The following is an 18,185-nucleotide window of genomic DNA, read 5'->3' as shown; positions in this document are numbered from 1 at the left end:
CTGTCAGGCCGGTGGTCGGCAGAAACAAGGGGACGGCGCCGTGATCCGGCGAACGGTGAGGCTCAGGGCTGCGCCTCGATCAGGTTTCGCTCGTCTGTGGTTGGGGCGCGTCCGCTCTGCCGAAGACCTGCAGGAGGGCCCAGCCGGCGATGCCGCAGGTGGTGAAGATGTCGGCGACGTTGAAGATCGCGAACCAGTCGACCGCGATGAAGTCGACGACCTCTCCGCCCAGCGGCGTGTCCGCGGCTCGGCTGATGCGGTCCCAGATGTTCCCTGCGCCACCGCCGGCGGCGAGAGCGAGAAGTGCCGGTCCACCCAGCGGAGCCCCGCGGATGGTCCGCACGAACACCCACACCGTGAGGGTCACAAGAATGACGATCAGTCCGACCGCCAGTGCAGGTCCCAGCTCGGAGCCCATCCCGAAGGCGACGCCGGGGTTGAAGATCAACTCGAACCGCGCTCCGAGAGCGAGCTCGATCGTGCGTCCGTCTTCCAGCGCTGTCAGGGCCCAGCTCTTCGTGAGCTGATCAAGACCGAACGCGGCCGCAATCAGCGCAGCGATGAAAGCCACTCGGAGGACGAGCCTGCGCGTGGCGGGCATCAGAACAGCTCGAGGAGTCGAGGCAGAACACCCGACTCGATCAGGATGAACAGACCCAGGCCGATGAATACGGCAGGCACGAGCCAGTGCTCGACCCTCTCCAACAGCTCGGTCACCGTCTTGTTCGTGCCGACGACGCGAGCGATCAGGCACCACACCGCGACGAGGAGGAAGAACACGATGATCGTGACCACCGTGTCCGCGATCGGGCTCGTGCGGAATACGGGCGTGTAGAGGGAGATGTTGTCCGCGCCGTTCGCGATCGTGATCCCCGCAACGCCCAGCAGCCCGACCGCACTGATCGAACTCTCGTCATCGTCGTCGTCATCATCGCCCCTGCTGCGCAGGGTGCGGATGAGCCCGTACAGACCGATCGCCAGCGGGATCAGGCCCAAAAGCCCCACCCACTCATCCGGGATGATCGTCAACCCGGCGGCGGCAACGACGCTGATCGCGACGAGAGTCGCGAAGCCGAGGTACTGCCCCGCCACAACCTTCCAGCCCGGCAGCGAGCCACGGGCGGACGCGAGGAACAGCACCGTCAGAACCACGATGTCATCGATGTTCGTCGCAGCGAACAGTCCGATTGCCGCCGCGATAGTGCCGATCACGGCGCCACTTCCACGCCCCGACGGACCTCCGATGCGGCAGCGTCCACGTCACGTGCGCTCCGTGCTTCCGCCCCGAACGTGCCGCACAGATCCGCTTGGAACCCCGTCGCCTCCAAAAGTGCCTCAGCGGACTCGAGAAGATCGATCAGCTCCGGACGGGCCAACGAGTAGAACACCTGCCGTCCCTCTGCACGCCCCACGACCAGGCCGCACTCGCGCAGGCAGCTCATGTGCTCAGAAGCCGTCGACTGCGCCACGCCCAGCTCCGCCACTAGATCACTGACCCGAGCCTCACCATGCTGAAGTCGCCGCACGATCTGGAGACGCTTCGGGTCGGCCAAAGAGTGAAAGAGGGAGACGGCGGCAGAGGTGCCCCGCACGTGATCAATCGGCATGCACCGATGTTATCGACAGAAATCGATTTGAGCGACCACTGCCGAGGTGTTCGCGAACGATCGTTTACGAGACGGTCGAGCAGCGCGGCGGTCCAATCGGCGCGCCGTGTTCCACGGCCCGTGTCCGAGAGCTATGACCCGCAACCTACGTTCGCAGTACAGTCAGGCCTATGGCTTCGATCGGATACGCGCGCGTCTCGACCAGAGACCAGAACCCCGACGCTCAGACCGATGCGCTCACGGCAGCCGGCTGCGAGAAGGTGTTCGTCGAGCACGCCTCCGGAGTACTCGCGAAGCGTCCCGCGCTCGAGGACGCTCTCGACTACCTCCGCGAGGGTGACTCCCTCGTCGTGACGAAGCTCGATCGCCTCGGCCGGTCCGTGCGGAACTTGAAAGAGGTAGCCGACGGCCTCCAGCAGCGCGGCGTCGGACTGAAGGCGCTGTCTCAGGGCATCGACACCACCACTCCGGGCGGCCGGCTGTTCTTCCACATGCTCGCCGCGATCGCGGAGTTCGAGCACGACCTCATCGTGGAGCGAACCCACGACGGCCTTGCCGCCGCTCGAGCTCGCGGACGTAAGGGCGGCGGGCGCTTCAAGATGACGCCGACGAAGGCGAAACAGGCGCGTGCGATGTACGACGAGAAGACCTACACGGTCCAGCAGATCGCCGACACCTTCGGCGTGTCTCGCGGCACCATCTACCGCCACCTCACCGAAGACCACTGAGAGCCGCCGCGACGAGCGTCGCGGTTCACAGACCCGAGCGAACACCGGCCTCTGGCCGGCGGCGGTGTTGAGCGCTGTGCGCATTTTTGCCTGGAAGCCTTCGGCAGCGTACGGGCCTCCAGTGTCCGCGCAAGCCGCTGCGCGGCCGGCTCCTCCGAGGTTCTCGGCACGCGGTCGCTGCGCTCCCTCACATCGCGCCGACAACCTCTCCTCCTCCGCCCTCCGGGTTGCGCTCCCGCCCCCGACCCTGCTCGGCACTACGTGCCTTCCAGGCAAAAAAACGCTGGGAGAGAAGGAAGAACAGGCGAGCCAAACCATCCCCGCTGGCTTGACAAATCTGATTGAGAATCACGGTCGGGTTAGCGCTCGACAGCGAGTCCCACGCCTCGCCGGCGAGGTACGCCTCGACCAGGTCGTCCTGCGTCTCGGAGGGAACGCCGTACTCCGAGAGGAACTCGCGGGCGATGACGACCTCCGAGTGCTCGGCTTCCGTGCTCGCGCTCGCAGGCGCGGCTCCGGTGAGAGCGAGTGCGAGGACGGCGATCCCCGCCATCAGCTTGGATCTGAATCCAGACATGAGTGTCTCCGTTTCTTGTTCCGGGTGGAACATTGCGTGACAAGGTACTGATGGCGTGCACAGGTGGCCAAGGCTTCGGAGTACGGTGGCGCGTTCGCTGCGCCACAGACGCGATTCTCGCCGCGCCGTGTGCCGGTGCGCGGGGGCCCTGCGCCAGTTCGTGCCGCGGTCCCGTCCGTCTCCGTAGGCTCCGACGCATGTCAGATCAGGTCCAGGCCGGAGTTCAGCACGGAAATGTGCGGGGGATTCTCGCCCGTCGGTGGTTCGCGGTCGCGGCCTCCCTGGTCTTCGCCTTCGGCTGGCTGCTGATCCCCGGAATCGGCTGGCCGATCGGCGCCGTTCTGGTCCTGTGGAGCTCGTCGTGGACCGCCGCCGAGAAGAGCTCGGCGCTCACGATCCCACTGGTCGCGGCCGCGCTGGTCGGCAGCGGAGCGGGGCTCGTATTCGGGCTGCACGCCGTGCCGAGTTCGAGCATGACGATCTGGACCGCGGTGTGTGCCGGGCTGCTGGCGGGAGGCGTGACGAGCGTCGTTCTGGGGGTCCGGCTGTGCGCCGGGGCACTCCGCAGGCCTGCAGCGTCGGGCGACCGCTCGCTGTCCGGGGCGGCCCCTGCGCCTCGCGCGCACGACGTCAGCTGACGGGAGGGGGCGTCGGCTCCTGAGGGAGGCCGCCCTGTCTCAGCCGGGGTCGTGCGCACCCCGGCGGAGGCGAGCGCCTCGACGGCTCGAAGGGCGCAGGTCCGCCGGCGTCCTCGCGCGTCGGCAGGTCCCGCTCAGCGCCCGCCGGCCCCGCTCGCGTCGTAGCGGAGCCGCACCAGCTCAGAGCCCGGCAGAACCGTCGCGTCGAGGAGGCGTAGGCCGTGCTGCGGCGCCCCGGAGTAGAGCGGCGTCCCGCCGCCCGCGAGTCCGGCGCCGACGAGGACGATCAGCTCGTCCACCAGACCCTGCTCGAGGAGCGGATTCCAGGTGGTGCCGCTGCCGAACATCAGCAGGTCGCCTCCGTCGGCCTGCTTGAGCAGCTCGATCTCGGCCGGACCCTGCTCCCGCGGCATGATCCGGGTGGTGGCGGCCCACGGCGCCTCCGGATCGGGAGCCAGGGAGTCGCTGATCACCAGCGCGTCGAGCGACGTGACCAGCCGCGCGGTCTCGTGCTCCCGCTCGCCCGCCGTCCCGTCCGCGGCGACGGCGCTCCAGCTGTCCCAGTTGTCGCGGAACCAGCGGCCGCCGTAGACGAGCGTGCCCGCGCGGCGCAGCAGCTCGAGGTTGTGGTCGTTGAACGCGTCCTCGAACGGCAGCGCCGAGAGGTCGTGCCCGGGCCCCTCGAAGCGGCCGTCGAGCGAGGTGAGGACGGAGACGACGAGCCTGCTCATGCGGGGGATGCTACTCAGGAGGGGGTGCCGGGTGAAGGGGTGCGACCGTGCCCCGCACCCCTCCTCACATCGCCGCCCCCAGCGCGTCCCGCAGCGTCGCCCGCGCCCGCGCGTGCCGGCTCCGCACGGTCGCGGCGCGGAGGGACAGGATCTCGGCCGCTTCGGCGAGGGAGAAGCCGTCCCAGTAGACGAGCGTGATGATCTCCTGGTCGACGGGCTTCAGCTGCGCGATCGCGGCGCGGACGTCCTCCGCGGCGTCGTCGGCGGGTGCGGGCGGGGTGATGCGGAGCTCCTCCGCCAGCCGCTCGACGAGCGCGCTCCTCCGGGTCGCGGTGCGGCGCTGGCCCGAGAGCACCCGCCGGGCGACGCCGAACGCCCACATCCGCGCGCGCGTCTCGTCCTCGGGGATCGACCGCTCCTTCCGCCAGAGGATCAGGAGGGTGTCGCTGAGGAGGTCCGCGGCGTCCTCGGGGCTCGCCGTCCGCCGCGCGAAGTAGCGGAGCAGGTCCGGCGCCTCCCGCTCGACCAGGGCCGTGATCTCGGCCTCCCGGTCGCGCGCGAGGGAGCGGACGACGCTGCGCGCCATGGACGGCGCCGCCTCGCCGGCGCTCATCACAGCTCTCCCGTGCAGTCGGTGCTGCCGCCCAGGCCGCCGTCGCCCTCGACGATCACGCCCTCGGGGATCGTGTCGAGGATGTGGTCGTCCGCGGCGGTGATCCAGGCCCGCCAGCGGATCGTCTCCTCCGAGAGGCCGGGGCCGTCGCTGTTCATGTCCGAGGCCAGCCAGGCGGGATCGGTCGTGTAGGCGAGCGCGTCGTCGTGGATCCGCTGGCCGACGCCGCTCCAGTCCTGCGCGCGGAGGTAGTCGGTCGCGGAGGTGGTGACCTCGCGGTAGTCGATCTCGCCGTTGAAGTAGTCGATCGAGCACGACACCGCCGCGCCGGAGTCGGTGGTGTAGCTGATCGGGATCGTGAAGTCGGGGACCGAGCGGACGTCGGTGCCGGCGCTGGTCGCCAGCACGAGACCCGGGACGAGGAGGACGGGAGCCGCCAGCCACCACGCCCTCGACCGCGCGGGACGGCGGGGCGCGCGCTCGCGGGTCTCGGCGACCACGGCGTGCAGGGCGGTGCGGACACCGGGCGCCCGGTCGTCGGTCGCGGGGTCGCTGCGGGAGAGCAGGTCGTCGAGTGTGCGTCGCGTCATCGGGTCCATCCTTCGTCGGTCGGGCGTGTACCGAGTACGTGGCCGGGTGGGGCCCGAGCGTTGCACGGGACCTGACGGGAGGAGTGAGCCGAGCCGGTCGCGCGCGCTCACTTCTTAGAACTCCTTCGCGAGGACCCGTCAAAAGGCGCCATATTCGGCTTCACCCCGGTCCTTTTCTCATCGGTTATGGCCCCGACAAGGGGGGCTCACTTCTCTATGGCGAGAGGGAGGCCGACCTATACGTTCATCTTCGGAAGCCCGCGCGGAATGCGTGCTCCCCTCCGGAGTCTGGGGCCTCCGCACTCGCTGCGACATCCGTGTCGTTCGTCGTGTCGACGTTTCGCTCATCTCCACGACCGACTACACGACTGAGAAGCAGAACCATGGCTTTCACGACCCGGCGGCGCCGTCCCTCACGGCACCGTGCGCCGTCGCGCCTCGGAATGCGGGCCGTCGTCGTCGCGACGATCGGCGCTCTCCTCGTCGGCTCGTGGGGGCTCGGCGACGTCTCCGCCTCGTCTCCCGCTCAGGCCGCGAACCAGGCGGATCCGGTCGCCGGCGACGCCCCCGCTTTTCTCCCGACGCCCGTCGCACCGACACCGCCGGCAGCCCCCGAGGCCGATCCGGCACCCGCCCCCTCCGCATCTGCCACCTCGGCACCCACTCCGTCAGCGTCCGCCCCGTCGACGTCCGCCCCGCCCGCACCCGCCGAGGCCGCGGAGTCGCCGAGTGCCACGGCGGAGGAGCCCGCTCAGGACGAGCCCGATCCCGCAGCACCCCGCGGCGCCGCAGAGACGGAGCGGCCCGTCGAGCCGACGCCCGCCGAGTCGGCGCCCGCTCCCACGGCGGCCTCGGACGACGACCAGGAGTCGGACCGCGGCCCGCCCGCGACGGCGCGAGCAGCGGGAGGCTTCTCCACGCTCGCGGCCGGCGTCGCCGAGGCCCCGCGGCAGGTGTGGACCGAGACCTTCGAGCAGGGTCTGACCGCCACTCCGAGCGCGCTCACCGCCTACGCGAACGGCCGCTACACGGCCGCCACCGGCTGGTCGACCGCCACGAACTGCACCGGCGTCCTGGTCAACTACACGGCGCCCTACCCCAATTCCGCCTTCTGCCCGACCCGGCCCCTCCTCACCGTCGGCACGGGATCGTCGGCCGCACGCGAGACCCGCCGCATGGCGGACGTCCTCGGTCAGGTGGCGGCCGGAGTGCCGGGGTCCACCTCCAGCACCGCACCGGCCAACGGCTCGAACACCGGCACGCAGGCGAACCACGCCCTGGTCGAGTACCCGTACGCCACCATCACCGGCGGCACGACCGTCGCCCAGAGCGCCGCGGGGATCGGCGTCTCCGCTCCCGCCGCCCGCTACTACGCCGTCGGCATGAACGCCGCCGGCGGGCAGTGCGGGACGAACAACGCGTCCCTCTCCCTCAACCTGGTCTCGGGCGGGTCCACCGTCCTCACCGGATTCGCCGCACCGGTCGTGCCCTGCGCCGCGACCGGCGGCGTGTTCTACACGTCCCCGACCCTCCCGCTGGTCGGCGGGCTCGGCGCGCTCGTGGATCCCGCGCTCCCCGCCTCCGCCCGCGCCGCCGCCTACACCGGCACGAGCACCGCGCTCCTCACTCCAGCGCAGATCGCCGCGGCCCAGGTGCAGCTCGTGAACACGGTCGCCGGCACGGGAAGCGCCTTCGCCGTCGACGACGTCCGCGTGCTCGACGTCACCCCCGCGCTCGACGCGGCCTTCACACAGGCCGTGCCGACCGCGACGGTGCCGACCACGCTGACCTACACGGTCACCAACACCAGCGACCTCCTCGCGAAGGCGGACTGGCGCTTCTCGACCGCTCTCCCGGCCGGCCTCGTCGTGGCCCCGACGGCTGCTGTCGGCGGGTCCTGCACCGACGTCACCGGAACCGCGTTCGCCGTGACTGCGGCCGCCGGATCCTCCTCCGTCTCGACGCTCGGCGGCGACCTCGCCGCGGGTGCGACCTCGTGCACGATCTCCGTGGACGTGGTGGCCGCCGCCGCCGGGACCTACAGCACCGGGACCACGACTCCCACCGGCCTCATCGCCTCCGCCCCCACGTCGGTGACGATCCAGGCCGCGACGACCCTCACCGTCCGGAAGAACCTGCCGGTGCGCAGCGCCACGGGCGACCAGTTCACGCTCTCGGTGCGCAGCGGCACGACGGTCCTCGCGTCGGCCACGACCACGGGCACCGCCACCGGGATCCAGGCCGCGCAGATCAGCCGCCTCACCGTGCAGTCCGGAGCGACGTACACGATCGCCGAGGCGCAGACCGCGGGCGCGGGCCTGGGGTACTCCAACAGCTACGAGTGCTCGCGCGGCGGCACGGTCATCGCCTCCGGAGCCTCCGCCGCCGGGTCGATCACGATCCCCAGCGAGGCGGGAGCGGAGGTGCTCTGCACCTTCACGAACACGGTGCAGACGCCGCGCCTGTTCTGCGACACCGGCCGCTTCTACTCCCTCACGGCGGCCGGCGCCCTGCAGCAGGCCGACATCGTCACGGGATCCCTGACCCCGATCGGCAGCTGGTCGGGGACCGCCGAGGCCAACGCGCTCGGCGTCGGTGCGAACGGCGCCTTCGCCTACGCGCTGGACCGCTCGTCCGACGCGACGGACATCGACGCCGTCCTCAAGTGGACGCCGGAGGCCGGCTTCCAGAGGATCGCGAACAGCGCGTACACGACCGTGGCCGGCGGAGCGCAGGTGACCGGCAGCATTGTCGCCGGCGCGGTCGACCTCCGGACGGGCCGGTACCTGTTCGGCAGCTTCGCGAGCGGCCAGTTCTACATCTGGAGCTTCACGGAGGCCAACCCCGTCGCCACCCGGTTCGCCCTCGTCGGCTCCTTCCCCACCTCCGGAACCCCCAACGGCAACGGCGACATGGCGTTCGACGCTCGCGGCAACCTCTACGTCGTCGGCGCGGGCTCGGTCAACAACGCCAGCAGCGCTGCGATCTTCACCGTGCCGGCCGACGCCCTGGCTGCGGCGACCGGCGGCGCCCTCCCGGTGAACACCTCGATCGCGAAGGCCGTGACGGGGACCGACGCCGCCTTCGCCAACATCAACGGCATCGCCTTCTCGCCGCGTGGAACCGTCTACCTCGCCAACGGCGACGTCGCCGCCGCGAACGGTGTCCCGGCCATCCCCGGCAGCGCGTACGAGTTCGACGTCACCACCTGGACCCGCGTCAGCGGCACGCCGCGCGTGAGCGTCAACGCCGTCGACCTCTCCGGCTGCTCCTCGCCGGCCACGATCACCGTGCAGAAGAGCGTCGTCGGGCGCCTGGCCGCGGCGGACCAGTTCCAGCTCACGGCCTCCGCCGGCTCGCCGGTGACGCCGTTCGCCACGGCCACCACCACCGGCGCCACGACCGGTCGCCAGACCGCGCAGATCGGCCCCTTCCCGACGCCCATCAACAGCACCGTCACGGTCTCGGAGGCGATGGCGGCCGGCTCCGCCTCCCCGATCACCGCCTACACGAGCATCTACGAGTGCTACGCGGACGGCGTACGGGTGAGCACGGGCTCGAACCCGACCGGGACGGTCACCCTCCCGAACCGGCTCGGCGTCAACGTCACCTGCACCTTCTTCAACTCCCCGCGCCCGGCCTCCACCGTGCGGATCACCAAGACGATCCGGGACGCCTCCGGGACCACCCGCCCCGGCACGGACTGGACCGTCGGCACGACGGCGACGGCCACCGCCGGCACCGTCGCCCTGCTGCCGGAGCAGTCGCCCCGCCAGCAGACGGACGCGGCGGGCCAGGCCACCTGGACCGTCCTGTTCGGCACGGAGGCGTCGCGGGCGACCCTCACCGTCTCGGAGGTGCAGCAGACGGGCTTCGCGTTCGTCAGCGGCGCCTGCACGGTCAACGGCGCCGCCCGGGCCACGACCTTCTCGCAGTCCGGGACCGTCATCAGCGCGAGCCTCACCGGCATCGCCTCCGCGGCGGTCGTCGAGTGCTCGATCGTGAACCGGCCCACGGCGTCCCTCACGCTCGTGAAGACGGTGAGCTCCGGCAGCGCGCTGCCCAGTGACTTCACGCTCAGCGCCACCGGCCCGACCGGCGCCCTGCCCGGCCCGAACGGCCGCGCGGGCTCCTCGAGCGTGTCGGCGATCCCCGTCACCCCGGGTGCCGCCTACCGGCTCGCCGAGACGGGCGGCTCCGCCACCTACGTGCAGACCGGACCCTGGCAGTGCCGCACCGACACCGGCGCCGCCCTCACCGTGAGCGCGGCCGGAGACGTGACCCCGACCAACGGAGCCGCCGTCACCTGCACCGTGGACAACGCCAGCGCGACCATCACGCTGGTCAAGCAGGTCCTGCGCCCCCAGACCGGCTTCCGGGCACCCGACTGGCGCGTCACCGCGACGCCCGCCGCACTGGCCGGGGCGACGCTCCCGACCGAGACCCGGGCCGGCGCGGAGTACGTGGCCACGGGCAACCCCGCGAGCACCTTCGAGGTGCGACCGGGCCACGGCTACACGCTGTCGGAGGCGGCGACGGACCCGACCCGTCGCCTCGCCTACCAGGAGCTGCGTCTCGAGCGCCTGACCGGGACGACGTGGTCCCCGGTGGCCTCGCGGACCATCACGGCCCCCACGGCCGGGCAGACAGCGGTCTACCGCTTCGTCAACGCCCCCGTGGACCCCACACGCCTGCCACTGACCGGTGGCGCCAGCACCGACGCGTTTCTCCTGGGCGGGGGGTCGGTGCTCACTCTCGCACTCGGCCTCCTCCTCTGGGAGCGGCGCCGAAGGCTGCGAGGCCCTTCCCGGTGACGCCCCGACCGAGAGCCCCGGCGCTCTCCCGCAGACCCTTTCCCGCACACCCTCGACTCCACGACACCAGCACTCACGACCTCAGTAGGAGAGATCACATGTCCCGCACACTCACCAGGCGGCTCGCCGCCGCAGCCGGCGTCCTCGCGCTGAGCGCTGCGGCGGTGTTCACCGCCATCGCGCCGGCGTCAGCGGTCACGCTGCCCGGCAACATCGACACGAGCATCGACCGCACCCTCACCGTGCACAAGCTCGCGCTGAGCTCCAACAACGGCCAGCAGATCGGCACCGGCCAGGAGATCTCGGTCCCCGGTGACCCGCTGCCCGGCGCCGTGTTCACCGCCGCGCGCGTCCAGGGCGTCGACCTCACCACTCCCGACGGCTGGAACCAGGTCGCGAACCTGACCCCGGGCACCGCGGCGACCCGCGTCACCGCCGCCGACACCTTCACCGCCACCAGCGCCGCGGACGGCGAGGCCGTCTTCAACAACGGCGCGAGCATGCCGCTGGGCCTCTACCTCGTGACCGAGACCCAGCTCCCCGCCGGAGCGACCAACGGCGCGGCGCCGTTCCTCGTCACCCTGCCGTTCCCGACGGGCCCGACCGGTGCGCCGGCGAACCAGTGGATCTACGACGTCCACGTCTACCCCAAGAACGCGGTCACGGAGCTCACCAAGACGCGCGTCCCCGCGGCGGCGAACTCGGTCGAGGCGCGCAACCCCGACCTCATCCGCTGGGCCATCGCCTCGGACGTCCCGGTGCTCGCCGCCGGTGACACGCTCGACACGTTCACCCTCACCGACACGCTCCCCGCCGAGCTGACCTACCTGCCGACCGGACCGGCCGGCGTCGCGCCCACCGGCATCACGGTGACCAGCGCCGCGGGCACCGCGCCCGCACCGGCGTTCATCGCGAACACCGACTACACGCTCGGCTACGACGCCGCGACCCGGAACGTCACGCTGAACTTCTTGCAGCCCGGCCTCACGAAGCTCCAGGGTCTTCAGGGCGGCGTCGTCACCCTCACGGTGCTCACCCGCGCCACCGCCATCCCGGCCAACGGCATCATCACCAACTCGGCGACGAGCGTCGTGAACGGGGCCACGGAGACGGTCACCGGCAGCACCCCGATCGGTCAGCTGACCGTGTACGCCTACCAGAACAACGGCGCCAACCGCGTGCCGCTCGCGGGTGCGGTCTACCAGGTGTTCCTCACCGAGAACGACGCCAACCTCGGCCAGAACCCGGTGTTCATCAACGGCAACCAGAACTGGACGACCGGAGCGAACGGCATCGTCGAGATCCCGATCATCACGCCGGGCAACTACTACGTCCGCGAGCTGACCCCGCCCGCCGGATTCCGTCTGCCCACCCCGGCCCAGGTGCTGACGCAGGTCGTCGCCGGACCGAGCTCGGCCACCGCGCCGATCCAGAACTACGTCGAGTTCCTCCACACCCAGGTGCCGGCGTTCGCCCTGCCCCTCACCGGTGGCGGCGCGCAGTGGTTCACCCTCGGTGGAGGCGCGCTCCTCGCCCTCGCGATCGGTTCGGGCCTGATCGCCTCGCGCCGCCGCACCGCGCTGGCTGCTCAGACCGCGGAGTAACGTCACACCATGACGAAGTCGAATGCGGGGCACCCGTCGGGTGCCTCGCATTCCTCTGTCTCCAGCCCTTTTCCTCCGCGGAGGCGGATCCACCGCCGGCCGCGCTGGCGGCTCCCGATCGCCCCGCTGGTCATCGCGCTCATCAGCCTCTCGGGAGTGGCGCTGCTGCTGTACCCCGTCGCCGCCAGCTGGCTCAGCGCCGTCGAGCAGGCGCGCGAGATCGACTCCCTCACGCAGGACATCACCGACCTCGGCGCCGAGACCCTCCGGCAGAACCTCGTCGAGGCCCGCGCCTACAACCAGAGCCTCAGCGGAGGCGGCGCGGCCGTCGCCGCGAACGAGCGCCTCCCCCTCGCCGACGACGAGCAGGTCGCCGACCGCGAGCGCTACTCCTCCCTCCTGCGCGGCGACGCCGAGGGACTGATGGCCCGCATCCGGATCCCCGCCATCGACGTGGACCTGCCGATCTTCCACGGCACGAGCGACGCCGTCCTCGAGCGGGGCGTCGGCCACCTGGAGGGCACCGCCCTGCCGGTCGGCGGCCCCTCCACCCACTCGGTGCTCACCGGCCACCGCGGCCTCGCCTCGGCCGAGCTCTTCACCCACCTCGACCGCGTCGACGTCGGCGACACCTTCACCATCGAGGTCTACGGCGAGGTGATCACCTACCGCGTGCGCGAGACGCTGGTCGTCGAGCCGGAGGACACGCAGAGCCTCCTCGTGCAGCCCGGCCAGGACCTCCTGACCCTCGTCACCTGCACCCCGCTCGGGATCAACACCCACCGCATCCTCGTGACCGGCGAACGGGTGATCCCGACGCCGCAGTCGGACGTGGACGCGGCGGGGGAGTCGCCCGACGTCGCCGGGTTCCCGTGGTGGGCGGTCGGGGCCGGAGGCGCCGTGGTAGCCGCCGGAGTGTACGTGTGGTGGGCGGGGCGGCCGGCGCGCGGCGCATGGGTGCCGGTAGTGGCCGCCGACGAGGAGCGCGACAGGGTTCCTGCGGATCTGTGAGGCGAGGGGGGCGGATCTCCGCAGTCCTGCTCAGGTCGCTTCGGCGCCGGCCCGGTCAGGCGGGGCGCCACTCCTCGAGGAACTCGGCGACCGTCTTCGTCTCGAGGTCGAGCTCGACCTGCCCGAGCAGGTAGTGGGGATCGGTGAGATCGGCCTTCACGCGGATGATCTCGGCCCCGGTATCGAGGCGGACGACGACGAGGTCGTAGGGCGCGAGGAACCCGCTGCCCAGCGCCATGTCGATGGTGAGGCGGAGCCGCCCGAAGCGCCGCAGCTGCAGCTCCGCTCGAAGGTGCTCGGCGGCGACCTCGGGGGCGTCGGGAGTGAGGTCGGGCATGGGGGAGACGGTACCGAAGCGGGGGTGGCAGCCCCCTGGCCGGGCCCGCGGTCGGCGGAGTTATGACGGGAGCCGCTGTGAAGCGGTCAGTCCCGCAGGCCGACCGTCACCGCCCGGCTCTCTGGCGCCTCGATCAGGTTCTTCGCCGCCGCAGCGGAGAGGTAGGACGTCGCGTCGTGCCGGCGCAGGGTGACGACCGAGGCGACGGCTCTCACCGCCAGGACGATCGGAGCGAAGCTCGGCCCTGAGGTCAACCAGTCTCCGACCGCGACGCCGACCTCGGTCATCGGGATCAGCAGAGTCATCGGATCGAGTCGCCCGCCGGTCTTGCCCTTCAGAGGACCGGACGCTCGATGCAGCTCCGTGACGCGTGCCTTGTAGGTGAGGAGCGCGTCCTTGAGCTCCCGGCCGTCCTCCGCCTCGGCGACGGCGAGCCGCACGTCCCGGAGACCGTCGATGTACCGGGCGAGGAGCTTCTCCTTGCTCTGCCGGAAGGCCATTATGTCGTCGAAGGTCGCATTCGGATGCGGCTCGGGAATGTCGTAGAGCGTGAGGGCGAGTGCACGCTGATCGGAGGCGTCGTCGATCGCGAACAGCGCCTGCCGGGCAGTCGCCGTCGTGGCCACGCCGTACTGCCAGCCCTTCGCCTGGCAGAGGCGCCGGCCGCAGATCGCGAGGAGCGCGGGGACCAGGTTCTGTCTGGTCGCCCGGAACTGGGATCCGTCGCGAGAAGCGGGCCTGAGGTAGTCGTTCTCGACGAGCCAGTGCTCCAGTTCATACGGGAGCTTGCGGGCGAACAGCCTGTCTGACTGCTGCCAGTCGTCGGTCGTGAAGGTGTACCGCTCTGCGGCGCGGATGCACTCGCCGACGGCCTGCTCTCGCGTGTGCTCGTCGAGGTCGTCGAGGTCAGCAGGGATCCACCAGCCTCGATCCTCCATCTCGGTGAGGGTCTCGGTGGGTGGGAATCCTCGCGGAGAGATCGTCGCGAACCGCTCGCTCAGCAGCAGGGCCTTCTTCATCTCGGCCTCGGGCGGAACGATGAGCGGCGACAGCAGGAGGGTGTTGTCGGGCGTTTGGTTCATCGGTTCTCCGATCGTCTGCTGGTGCCGACACGAGACCGCTCGTGTCGAGCCGCGCTCTCCGGCGTCACTTCACTCGCGGACGCGTACGACTCCCAGGGTGCTTGCACTCTGTTCCTGGTCCGTGTCGTGAGCGTCGATGAACCGCGCCCTCCCACTCCGGGCTGTAGTAGCCCTGAGAGTAGGGGCGATCCGTCGATCGGGAAAGGGCCGATGCCGCCCAGGCGGGTCACCACTTCACGAGGAGGGAGACGGAACCCAGCTCGTCAGCGGCGAGTTCTGGACAGGAATCAGAGATCGTCACCTCAGAGAGGTTCTACCCACTCCGCCCGACCCGGCGCGGTCACCTCGACTCGTGCCGGAGAAGGCGACCGCACTGGCACTCGGGTCACTACCGGACCACCGCACCTGTAGCAGCCGACGTGCGGACGACGGTGGTGTATCCCGTCTTCTTCCCCGTGACGGTGACGGTGATCTTCTTGCCGACGGTCGCGCTGGTCGGCTTGTAGGTGGCGGCGGTCGCGCCGCTGATGGCGGTCCCGCTGGCCTTCCACTGGTAGGTCAGCGCGACCGGGGCAGGGGCCCACGCCCCGGCATTCGCGGTGAGGGTGGAGCCGACCTTCGCGGTGCCGGTAATGGTCGGAGTCGGCGCGGTGAGAGTGCCGACCACGACCGCTGCTGTGGCGGCCGAGGTGCGAGTCGCGCTGGTGTAGCCGGCGCTCGTACCTGCGACCGTCACAGTGATGGCCTTGCCCGCGGTGGCGCTCGACGGGCTGTAGGTTCTGCTCGTCGCGCCGGACAGCGCGGTGCCGTTCGCCTTCCACTGGTAGGCGAGGGCCACTGATGACGGACCCCAGGTGCCGGGGTTCGCCGTCAGAGTGGAACCGACCTTGGCCGTGCCGGTGACGGTCGGCGTCGAGGTGGTCAAGGTGCCTGAGCCGACGGCTGCGGTCGCCGTCGAGGTGCGAGCCGTGGTCGTGTATCCGGTCTTGGTCCCGGTCACGGTCACAGTGATCGTCTTTCCGACGGTGCCGCTCGTGGGCGTGTAGGTGCTCGCCGTCGCTCCGGAGAGCACGGTGCCGTTCGCCTTCCACTGGTAGGCGAGGGCCACGGGAGCGGGACCCCACGTGCCGGTGGTCGCCGTGAGGACCGAGCCCACCCTCGCGCTGCCGGTGATCGTCGGGGTGGCGGTGGTGAGGCTGTAGGTCGGCGAGATGCGGACGGAAGCGCTCGATGCCGCTCCGGTCCCGATCGCAGTGATCGCCTTCACCGTGAAGGTGTAGGTCGAGCTGATCGCCAGGTTGGTGAACTCCTGCGACCGGGAGGAGGAGGGCACCACGGTCGTCCAGGAGCCGTTGCCGGCAGCGTCCGTGCCATCACGCGAGACGCGGTAGCCCGTGATCGCGGAGCCGCCGTCGGAGAGGGGAGGTGACCAGCTGAAGGTGGCCGATCGGGTCGAATCGTTCTTCACGGCTGTGGCGTCGGTCGGCGCCCCCGGTGTCGTGACGCCGGCGACCAGGACGCTGGCCGATGCGGCTGTCCCGCTGGCGGTCGCGGTGACCGCCTGGACACTCAGGCTGTAGGTCGAACCGGCGGTGAGGTTCGTGAAGCGCTGGGTTCTGGACGACGACGACACGATCGTCGACCACGGGCCGTTCCCCGCGGCGTCGGTCCCGGTGCGAGAGACGCGGTATCCGGTGATGGGGGAGCCTCCGTCGGAGATCGGTGGCTGCCAGGCGAGCGTCGCCGCACGGGTCCCAGCGTCGGAGGTCGCCGAGACGGCGGTCGGCACGCTCGGAGTCGTCGGGCCGGCCGCGTACAGCAGCTTGCTCGTCGATCCGTTGGGGTCGCTGACTGCGGAGGTGGCGGTCGACGTGACGAGCGAGGCCAGGCGTGCAGGGGTCGCCGACGGTTCGGCCTCCAGGAGACGACCGACGACTCCGGAGACGTGGGGAGTCGCCATCGACGTTCCGCTCAAGTAGGCGGAGGCATCGTCCGATGCGGGCGAGGCGGAGAGGACGGAGGAGCCGGGCGCCCAAACATCCAGGCAGGATCCGTAGTTCGAGTAGTAAGCGGGGAGATCGTCGTATTCGGTGGCTCCCACCGTGAGAGCGTTGGTCGCACGGCCAGGGCTGGCGGTGCAGGCGTCGGTGTAGTCGTTCGCCGCGGCGACGACGACCGGGATCCCGCTGTCGACCGCTCTCTGCACCGCATCATCGGTGAGCGGGTAAGCGCCACCGGATCCGCTGATATTGATGACGGACGGCCCGCTCCTATCGCTGATCACCCAATCGATCGCGGCGATCATGTCGCTCATCCAGCCTCGGCTGTTGCAGTTCCAGATGCGCACGGGGACGATGCCGATGTCCTTGGCTACTCCGTAGGTCGCTCCGCCGATGGTTCCGGCGACATGCGTGCCATGGCCGTTGCAGTCCGACCGGGCGTCCTCATCCCCGTCGATGAAGTCCCATCCGCCATGCACCCGCCCGCCGAACTCGTTGTGGCTGGCGCTGACGCCGGTGTCCAGAACATAGGCCGTCACTCCAGACCCGGTCGTGGAGTACCGGTAGACGCCGTCACCGCTCGTCGGCCGCTGATCGATGCGGTCCAGGCCCCAGGTCGGATCGACCTGCTCTGCACTGGCGCGGCTCTCTTCGTCGGCCGTGACGTCGATCACTGTCGACAGCCGCTGGAGAGACCTGACTTCGGCTCCGGTCAGCTCGGCGGCGAAGCCGGACAGAGCCTGGCTGTAGCGGTGGAGGATCCGATCCGTGGGGATCGTGGCAGCCACCCTGGCTGCGACCGTGTTCCCTGCTGTCCGGACGATGTACCGGCTGACCGAGGCGCCTTCCACCTCGGCGGCAGTGGCGCTGGGTGCGCCTACTGCGATGAGGGCAACCACCGACACCGTTGCGAACCAGCTCAGGATGGACTGTCGAGAAGTCACGGGACTGCTTTCGCGTGGACCGCGTCGAGCGCGGGGGGAGATCATCGCCATCGACGACGAATTGATTCTGGCGGGTTTGCCTCGCGGGATCTGGCTTCGAGGACGATGGTCGTCGTGCGGATACGCGACGGGGACTAGGGCGAGATGCAGACCGGCGGGCCTCAAAGTAGCTGTCAGAGGATGAGGCAGGCACCCCCAGTTCGAGCATTCCCGCGCGCTTATCAGAATGTGTCACTGATGTAGTGACGTCGGGAGTGCAGGCATGACACCGACACCAATTGGTCGTACCCGAGGCGGCTCCACCGTGGGCGCGTCGGGCATCGAGAACGTCGACGGCTGCGCCGCCTACGTCCGGATCGTGTTTACCGGCAAGAGCGCCGATGTCAGCTACTACCTCACCGACCCGCAAGCTGCGGGCTTCGGCAAGGAAGGAGGCGCCACCGCAGGCCCCTTGACCGACGAGCAGAAAGCCGAACGGCGCATCTTCGTCGCCAACAACAAGGCGTGGTACGCGGCCGAGACGGTCTGCCGCGGGTCGATCGCCTCGTTACTCTCCCGCACACCCTCCCGAAGGACGCGGACCGGGTGGTCGCCCTGGGCCTCACCGTGCACCGCTTCTCGGTGTCCTCAGGGATGAGCGGCGGCAACGCCCTCGCGCATACCCTCCTCGTGATCACGCAGCCCTCCGGCTTCCACGCCGACACTTTCGGCGCGCTCATCGAGGCGAACCCCGCGAAGGCCCGCCTCGTCGCGTTGGCCGTCGTTCTCGGAGGCGAGGAGGCGAATACGAATAAGGAGTCGTGGCGCCAGGGAGATGAGCGCGCCGCCGCTCACCTCCGCCAGCTCGCGGCCTGGTACTACGCGCTCTCCCCGGTCGTCGCCGGCGACACCACCGCCGCCGGTCCCCGC

At 70.4% G+C, this 18,185-nt stretch carries 16 protein-coding genes and 1 pseudogene; 7 read left to right on the top strand and 10 right to left on the bottom strand.

From position 1 onward, the window contains the following. Window positions 1–79: 79 nt before the first annotated feature. The 3 genes from C5C69_RS08710 to C5C69_RS08700 are packed head-to-tail and all read right to left on the bottom strand — an operon-like array spanning window position 80 to window position 1,607. Window positions 80–571 (bottom strand): signal peptidase II, encoded by a 492-nt coding sequence (locus C5C69_RS08710; protein WP_162238049.1) that lies wholly within the window; start codon window positions 569–571, stop codon window positions 80–82. Between the two features lie 29 nt (window positions 572–600). Next, window positions 601–1,212 carry a cadmium resistance transporter gene (locus C5C69_RS08705; protein WP_055794455.1) on the bottom strand — a complete coding sequence of 204 codons (612 nt, stop codon included), beginning with the start codon at window positions 1,210–1,212 and terminating at the stop codon, window positions 601–603. Next, window positions 1,209–1,607 (bottom strand): helix-turn-helix transcriptional regulator, encoded by a 399-nt coding sequence (locus tag C5C69_RS08700; protein WP_055794452.1) that lies wholly within the window; start codon window positions 1,605–1,607, stop codon window positions 1,209–1,211. The genes C5C69_RS08705 and C5C69_RS08700 overlap by 4 nt, the downstream gene beginning before the upstream one ends. Window positions 1,608–1,777: 170 nt before the next feature. Between C5C69_RS08700 and C5C69_RS08695 the strand changes: the two genes are divergently transcribed. Beyond that, window positions 1,778–2,335: a recombinase family protein gene (locus C5C69_RS08695; RefSeq protein WP_104256092.1), complete on the top strand. Its 558-nt coding sequence runs from the start codon at window positions 1,778–1,780 to the stop codon at window positions 2,333–2,335. A 187-nt stretch (window positions 2,336–2,522) separates the two neighbouring features. On the opposite strand, the gene C5C69_RS08690 is transcribed toward C5C69_RS08695, so the two are convergent. Continuing rightward, window positions 2,523–2,912: a hypothetical protein gene (locus C5C69_RS08690; protein ID WP_104257770.1), complete on the bottom strand. Its 390-nt coding sequence runs from the start codon at window positions 2,910–2,912 to the stop codon at window positions 2,523–2,525. A 197-nt stretch (window positions 2,913–3,109) separates the two neighbouring features. On the opposite strand from C5C69_RS08690, the gene C5C69_RS08685 reads away from it, so the two are divergent. Next, window positions 3,110–3,550: a hypothetical protein gene (locus C5C69_RS08685; protein WP_146078440.1), complete on the top strand. Its 441-nt coding sequence runs from the start codon at window positions 3,110–3,112 to the stop codon at window positions 3,548–3,550. A 134-nt stretch (window positions 3,551–3,684) separates the two neighbouring features. Here the strand turns inward: C5C69_RS08685 and C5C69_RS08680 are convergent, their stop codons facing one another. From C5C69_RS08680 to C5C69_RS08670, 3 genes are all read right to left on the bottom strand, one after another. Further along, window positions 3,685–4,281: a dihydrofolate reductase family protein gene (locus tag C5C69_RS08680; RefSeq protein ID WP_104257768.1), complete on the bottom strand. Its 597-nt coding sequence runs from the start codon at window positions 4,279–4,281 to the stop codon at window positions 3,685–3,687. Window positions 4,282–4,345: 64 nt separating this feature from the next. Beyond that, entirely contained in the window at window positions 4,346–4,867 is a 522-nt protein-coding gene (locus tag C5C69_RS08675) for an RNA polymerase sigma factor (protein WP_104257801.1), read from the bottom strand. A gap of 26 nt (window positions 4,868–4,893) precedes the next feature. Continuing rightward, window positions 4,894–5,484, bottom strand: a complete 591-nt coding sequence (locus C5C69_RS08670; RefSeq protein ID WP_104257767.1) for a hypothetical protein — start codon at window positions 5,482–5,484, stop codon at window positions 4,894–4,896. A gap of 383 nt (window positions 5,485–5,867) precedes the next feature. Here C5C69_RS08670 and C5C69_RS08665 point away from each other — a divergent pair, with 383 nt between their 5' ends. The 3 genes from C5C69_RS08665 to C5C69_RS08655 all read left to right on the top strand — a co-directional run bounded on the left by C5C69_RS08665 (window position 5,868) and on the right by C5C69_RS08655 (window position 12,913). Next, on the top strand, window positions 5,868–10,298 hold the full coding sequence (locus tag C5C69_RS08665; RefSeq protein ID WP_146083622.1) for an LPXTG cell wall anchor domain-containing protein: 4,431 nt from the start codon (window positions 5,868–5,870) through the stop codon (window positions 10,296–10,298). A 98-nt stretch (window positions 10,299–10,396) separates the two neighbouring features. After that, window positions 10,397–11,902: a SpaH/EbpB family LPXTG-anchored major pilin gene (locus tag C5C69_RS08660; protein WP_104257765.1), complete on the top strand. Its 1,506-nt coding sequence runs from the start codon at window positions 10,397–10,399 to the stop codon at window positions 11,900–11,902. A gap of 9 nt (window positions 11,903–11,911) precedes the next feature. Further along, a complete protein-coding gene (locus tag C5C69_RS08655; protein ID WP_104257764.1) occupies window positions 11,912–12,913 on the top strand; it encodes a class C sortase in 1,002 nt (333 codons plus the stop codon). A gap of 55 nt (window positions 12,914–12,968) precedes the next feature. Here the strand turns inward: C5C69_RS08655 and C5C69_RS08650 are convergent, their stop codons facing one another. From C5C69_RS08650 to C5C69_RS08640, 3 genes are all read right to left on the bottom strand, one after another. Further along, window positions 12,969–13,250 (bottom strand): hypothetical protein, encoded by a 282-nt coding sequence (locus C5C69_RS08650; protein WP_104257763.1) that lies wholly within the window; start codon window positions 13,248–13,250, stop codon window positions 12,969–12,971. Between the two features lie 86 nt (window positions 13,251–13,336). Next, window positions 13,337–14,332, bottom strand: coding sequence for a hypothetical protein (locus tag C5C69_RS08645; RefSeq protein ID WP_104257762.1), 996 nt, complete (start codon window positions 14,330–14,332; stop codon window positions 13,337–13,339). Between the two features lie 388 nt (window positions 14,333–14,720). Next, window positions 14,721–17,120 carry a S8 family serine peptidase gene (locus C5C69_RS08640; protein ID WP_181127045.1) on the bottom strand — a complete coding sequence of 800 codons (2,400 nt, stop codon included), beginning with the start codon at window positions 17,118–17,120 and terminating at the stop codon, window positions 14,721–14,723. Between the two features lie 418 nt (window positions 17,121–17,538). On the opposite strand from C5C69_RS08640, the gene C5C69_RS16705 reads away from it, so the two are divergent. Next, on the top strand, window positions 17,539–17,913 hold the full coding sequence (locus C5C69_RS16705; protein WP_146083621.1) for a hypothetical protein: 375 nt from the start codon (window positions 17,539–17,541) through the stop codon (window positions 17,911–17,913). Window positions 17,914–17,945: 32 nt separating this feature from the next. Then, window positions 17,946–18,185, top strand: a pseudogene (locus C5C69_RS08630) (hypothetical protein); the annotation flags it as partial.

It is taken from the genome of Rathayibacter sp. AY1C7 (assembly GCF_002931865.1).
GTDB lineage: Bacteria > Actinomycetota > Actinomycetes > Actinomycetales > Microbacteriaceae > Rathayibacter.
This window is presented reverse-complemented; position numbering and strand designations above follow the sequence as displayed.

What these genes read in the sequence shown, in the direction of transcription:
- C5C69_RS08700 (WP_055794452.1), bottom strand. Translation starts at nt 1,607, where the DNA reads ATGCCGATTGATCACGTGCGGGGCACCTCTGCCGCCGTCTCCCTCTTT.
- C5C69_RS08695 (WP_104256092.1), top strand. Translation starts at nt 1,778, where the DNA reads ATGGCTTCGATCGGATACGCGCGCGTCTCGACCAGAGACCAGAACCCC.
- C5C69_RS08690 (WP_104257770.1), bottom strand. Translation starts at nt 2,912, where the DNA reads ATGTCTGGATTCAGATCCAAGCTGATGGCGGGGATCGCCGTCCTCGCA.
- C5C69_RS08685 (WP_146078440.1), top strand. Translation starts at nt 3,110, where the DNA reads ATGTCAGATCAGGTCCAGGCCGGAGTTCAGCACGGAAATGTGCGGGGG.
- C5C69_RS08680 (WP_104257768.1), bottom strand. Translation starts at nt 4,281, where the DNA reads ATGAGCAGGCTCGTCGTCTCCGTCCTCACCTCGCTCGACGGCCGCTTC.
- C5C69_RS08675 (WP_104257801.1), bottom strand. Translation starts at nt 4,867, where the DNA reads ATGGCGCGCAGCGTCGTCCGCTCCCTCGCGCGCGACCGGGAGGCCGAG.
- C5C69_RS08670 (WP_104257767.1), bottom strand. Translation starts at nt 5,484, where the DNA reads ATGACGCGACGCACACTCGACGACCTGCTCTCCCGCAGCGACCCCGCG.
- C5C69_RS08665 (WP_146083622.1), top strand. Translation starts at nt 5,868, where the DNA reads ATGGCTTTCACGACCCGGCGGCGCCGTCCCTCACGGCACCGTGCGCCG.
- C5C69_RS08660 (WP_104257765.1), top strand. Translation starts at nt 10,397, where the DNA reads ATGTCCCGCACACTCACCAGGCGGCTCGCCGCCGCAGCCGGCGTCCTC.
- C5C69_RS08655 (WP_104257764.1), top strand. Translation starts at nt 11,912, where the DNA reads ATGACGAAGTCGAATGCGGGGCACCCGTCGGGTGCCTCGCATTCCTCT.
- C5C69_RS08650 (WP_104257763.1), bottom strand. Translation starts at nt 13,250, where the DNA reads ATGCCCGACCTCACTCCCGACGCCCCCGAGGTCGCCGCCGAGCACCTT.
- C5C69_RS08645 (WP_104257762.1), bottom strand. Translation starts at nt 14,332, where the DNA reads ATGAACCAAACGCCCGACAACACCCTCCTGCTGTCGCCGCTCATCGTT.
- C5C69_RS16705 (WP_146083621.1), top strand. Translation starts at nt 17,539, where the DNA reads ATGACACCGACACCAATTGGTCGTACCCGAGGCGGCTCCACCGTGGGC.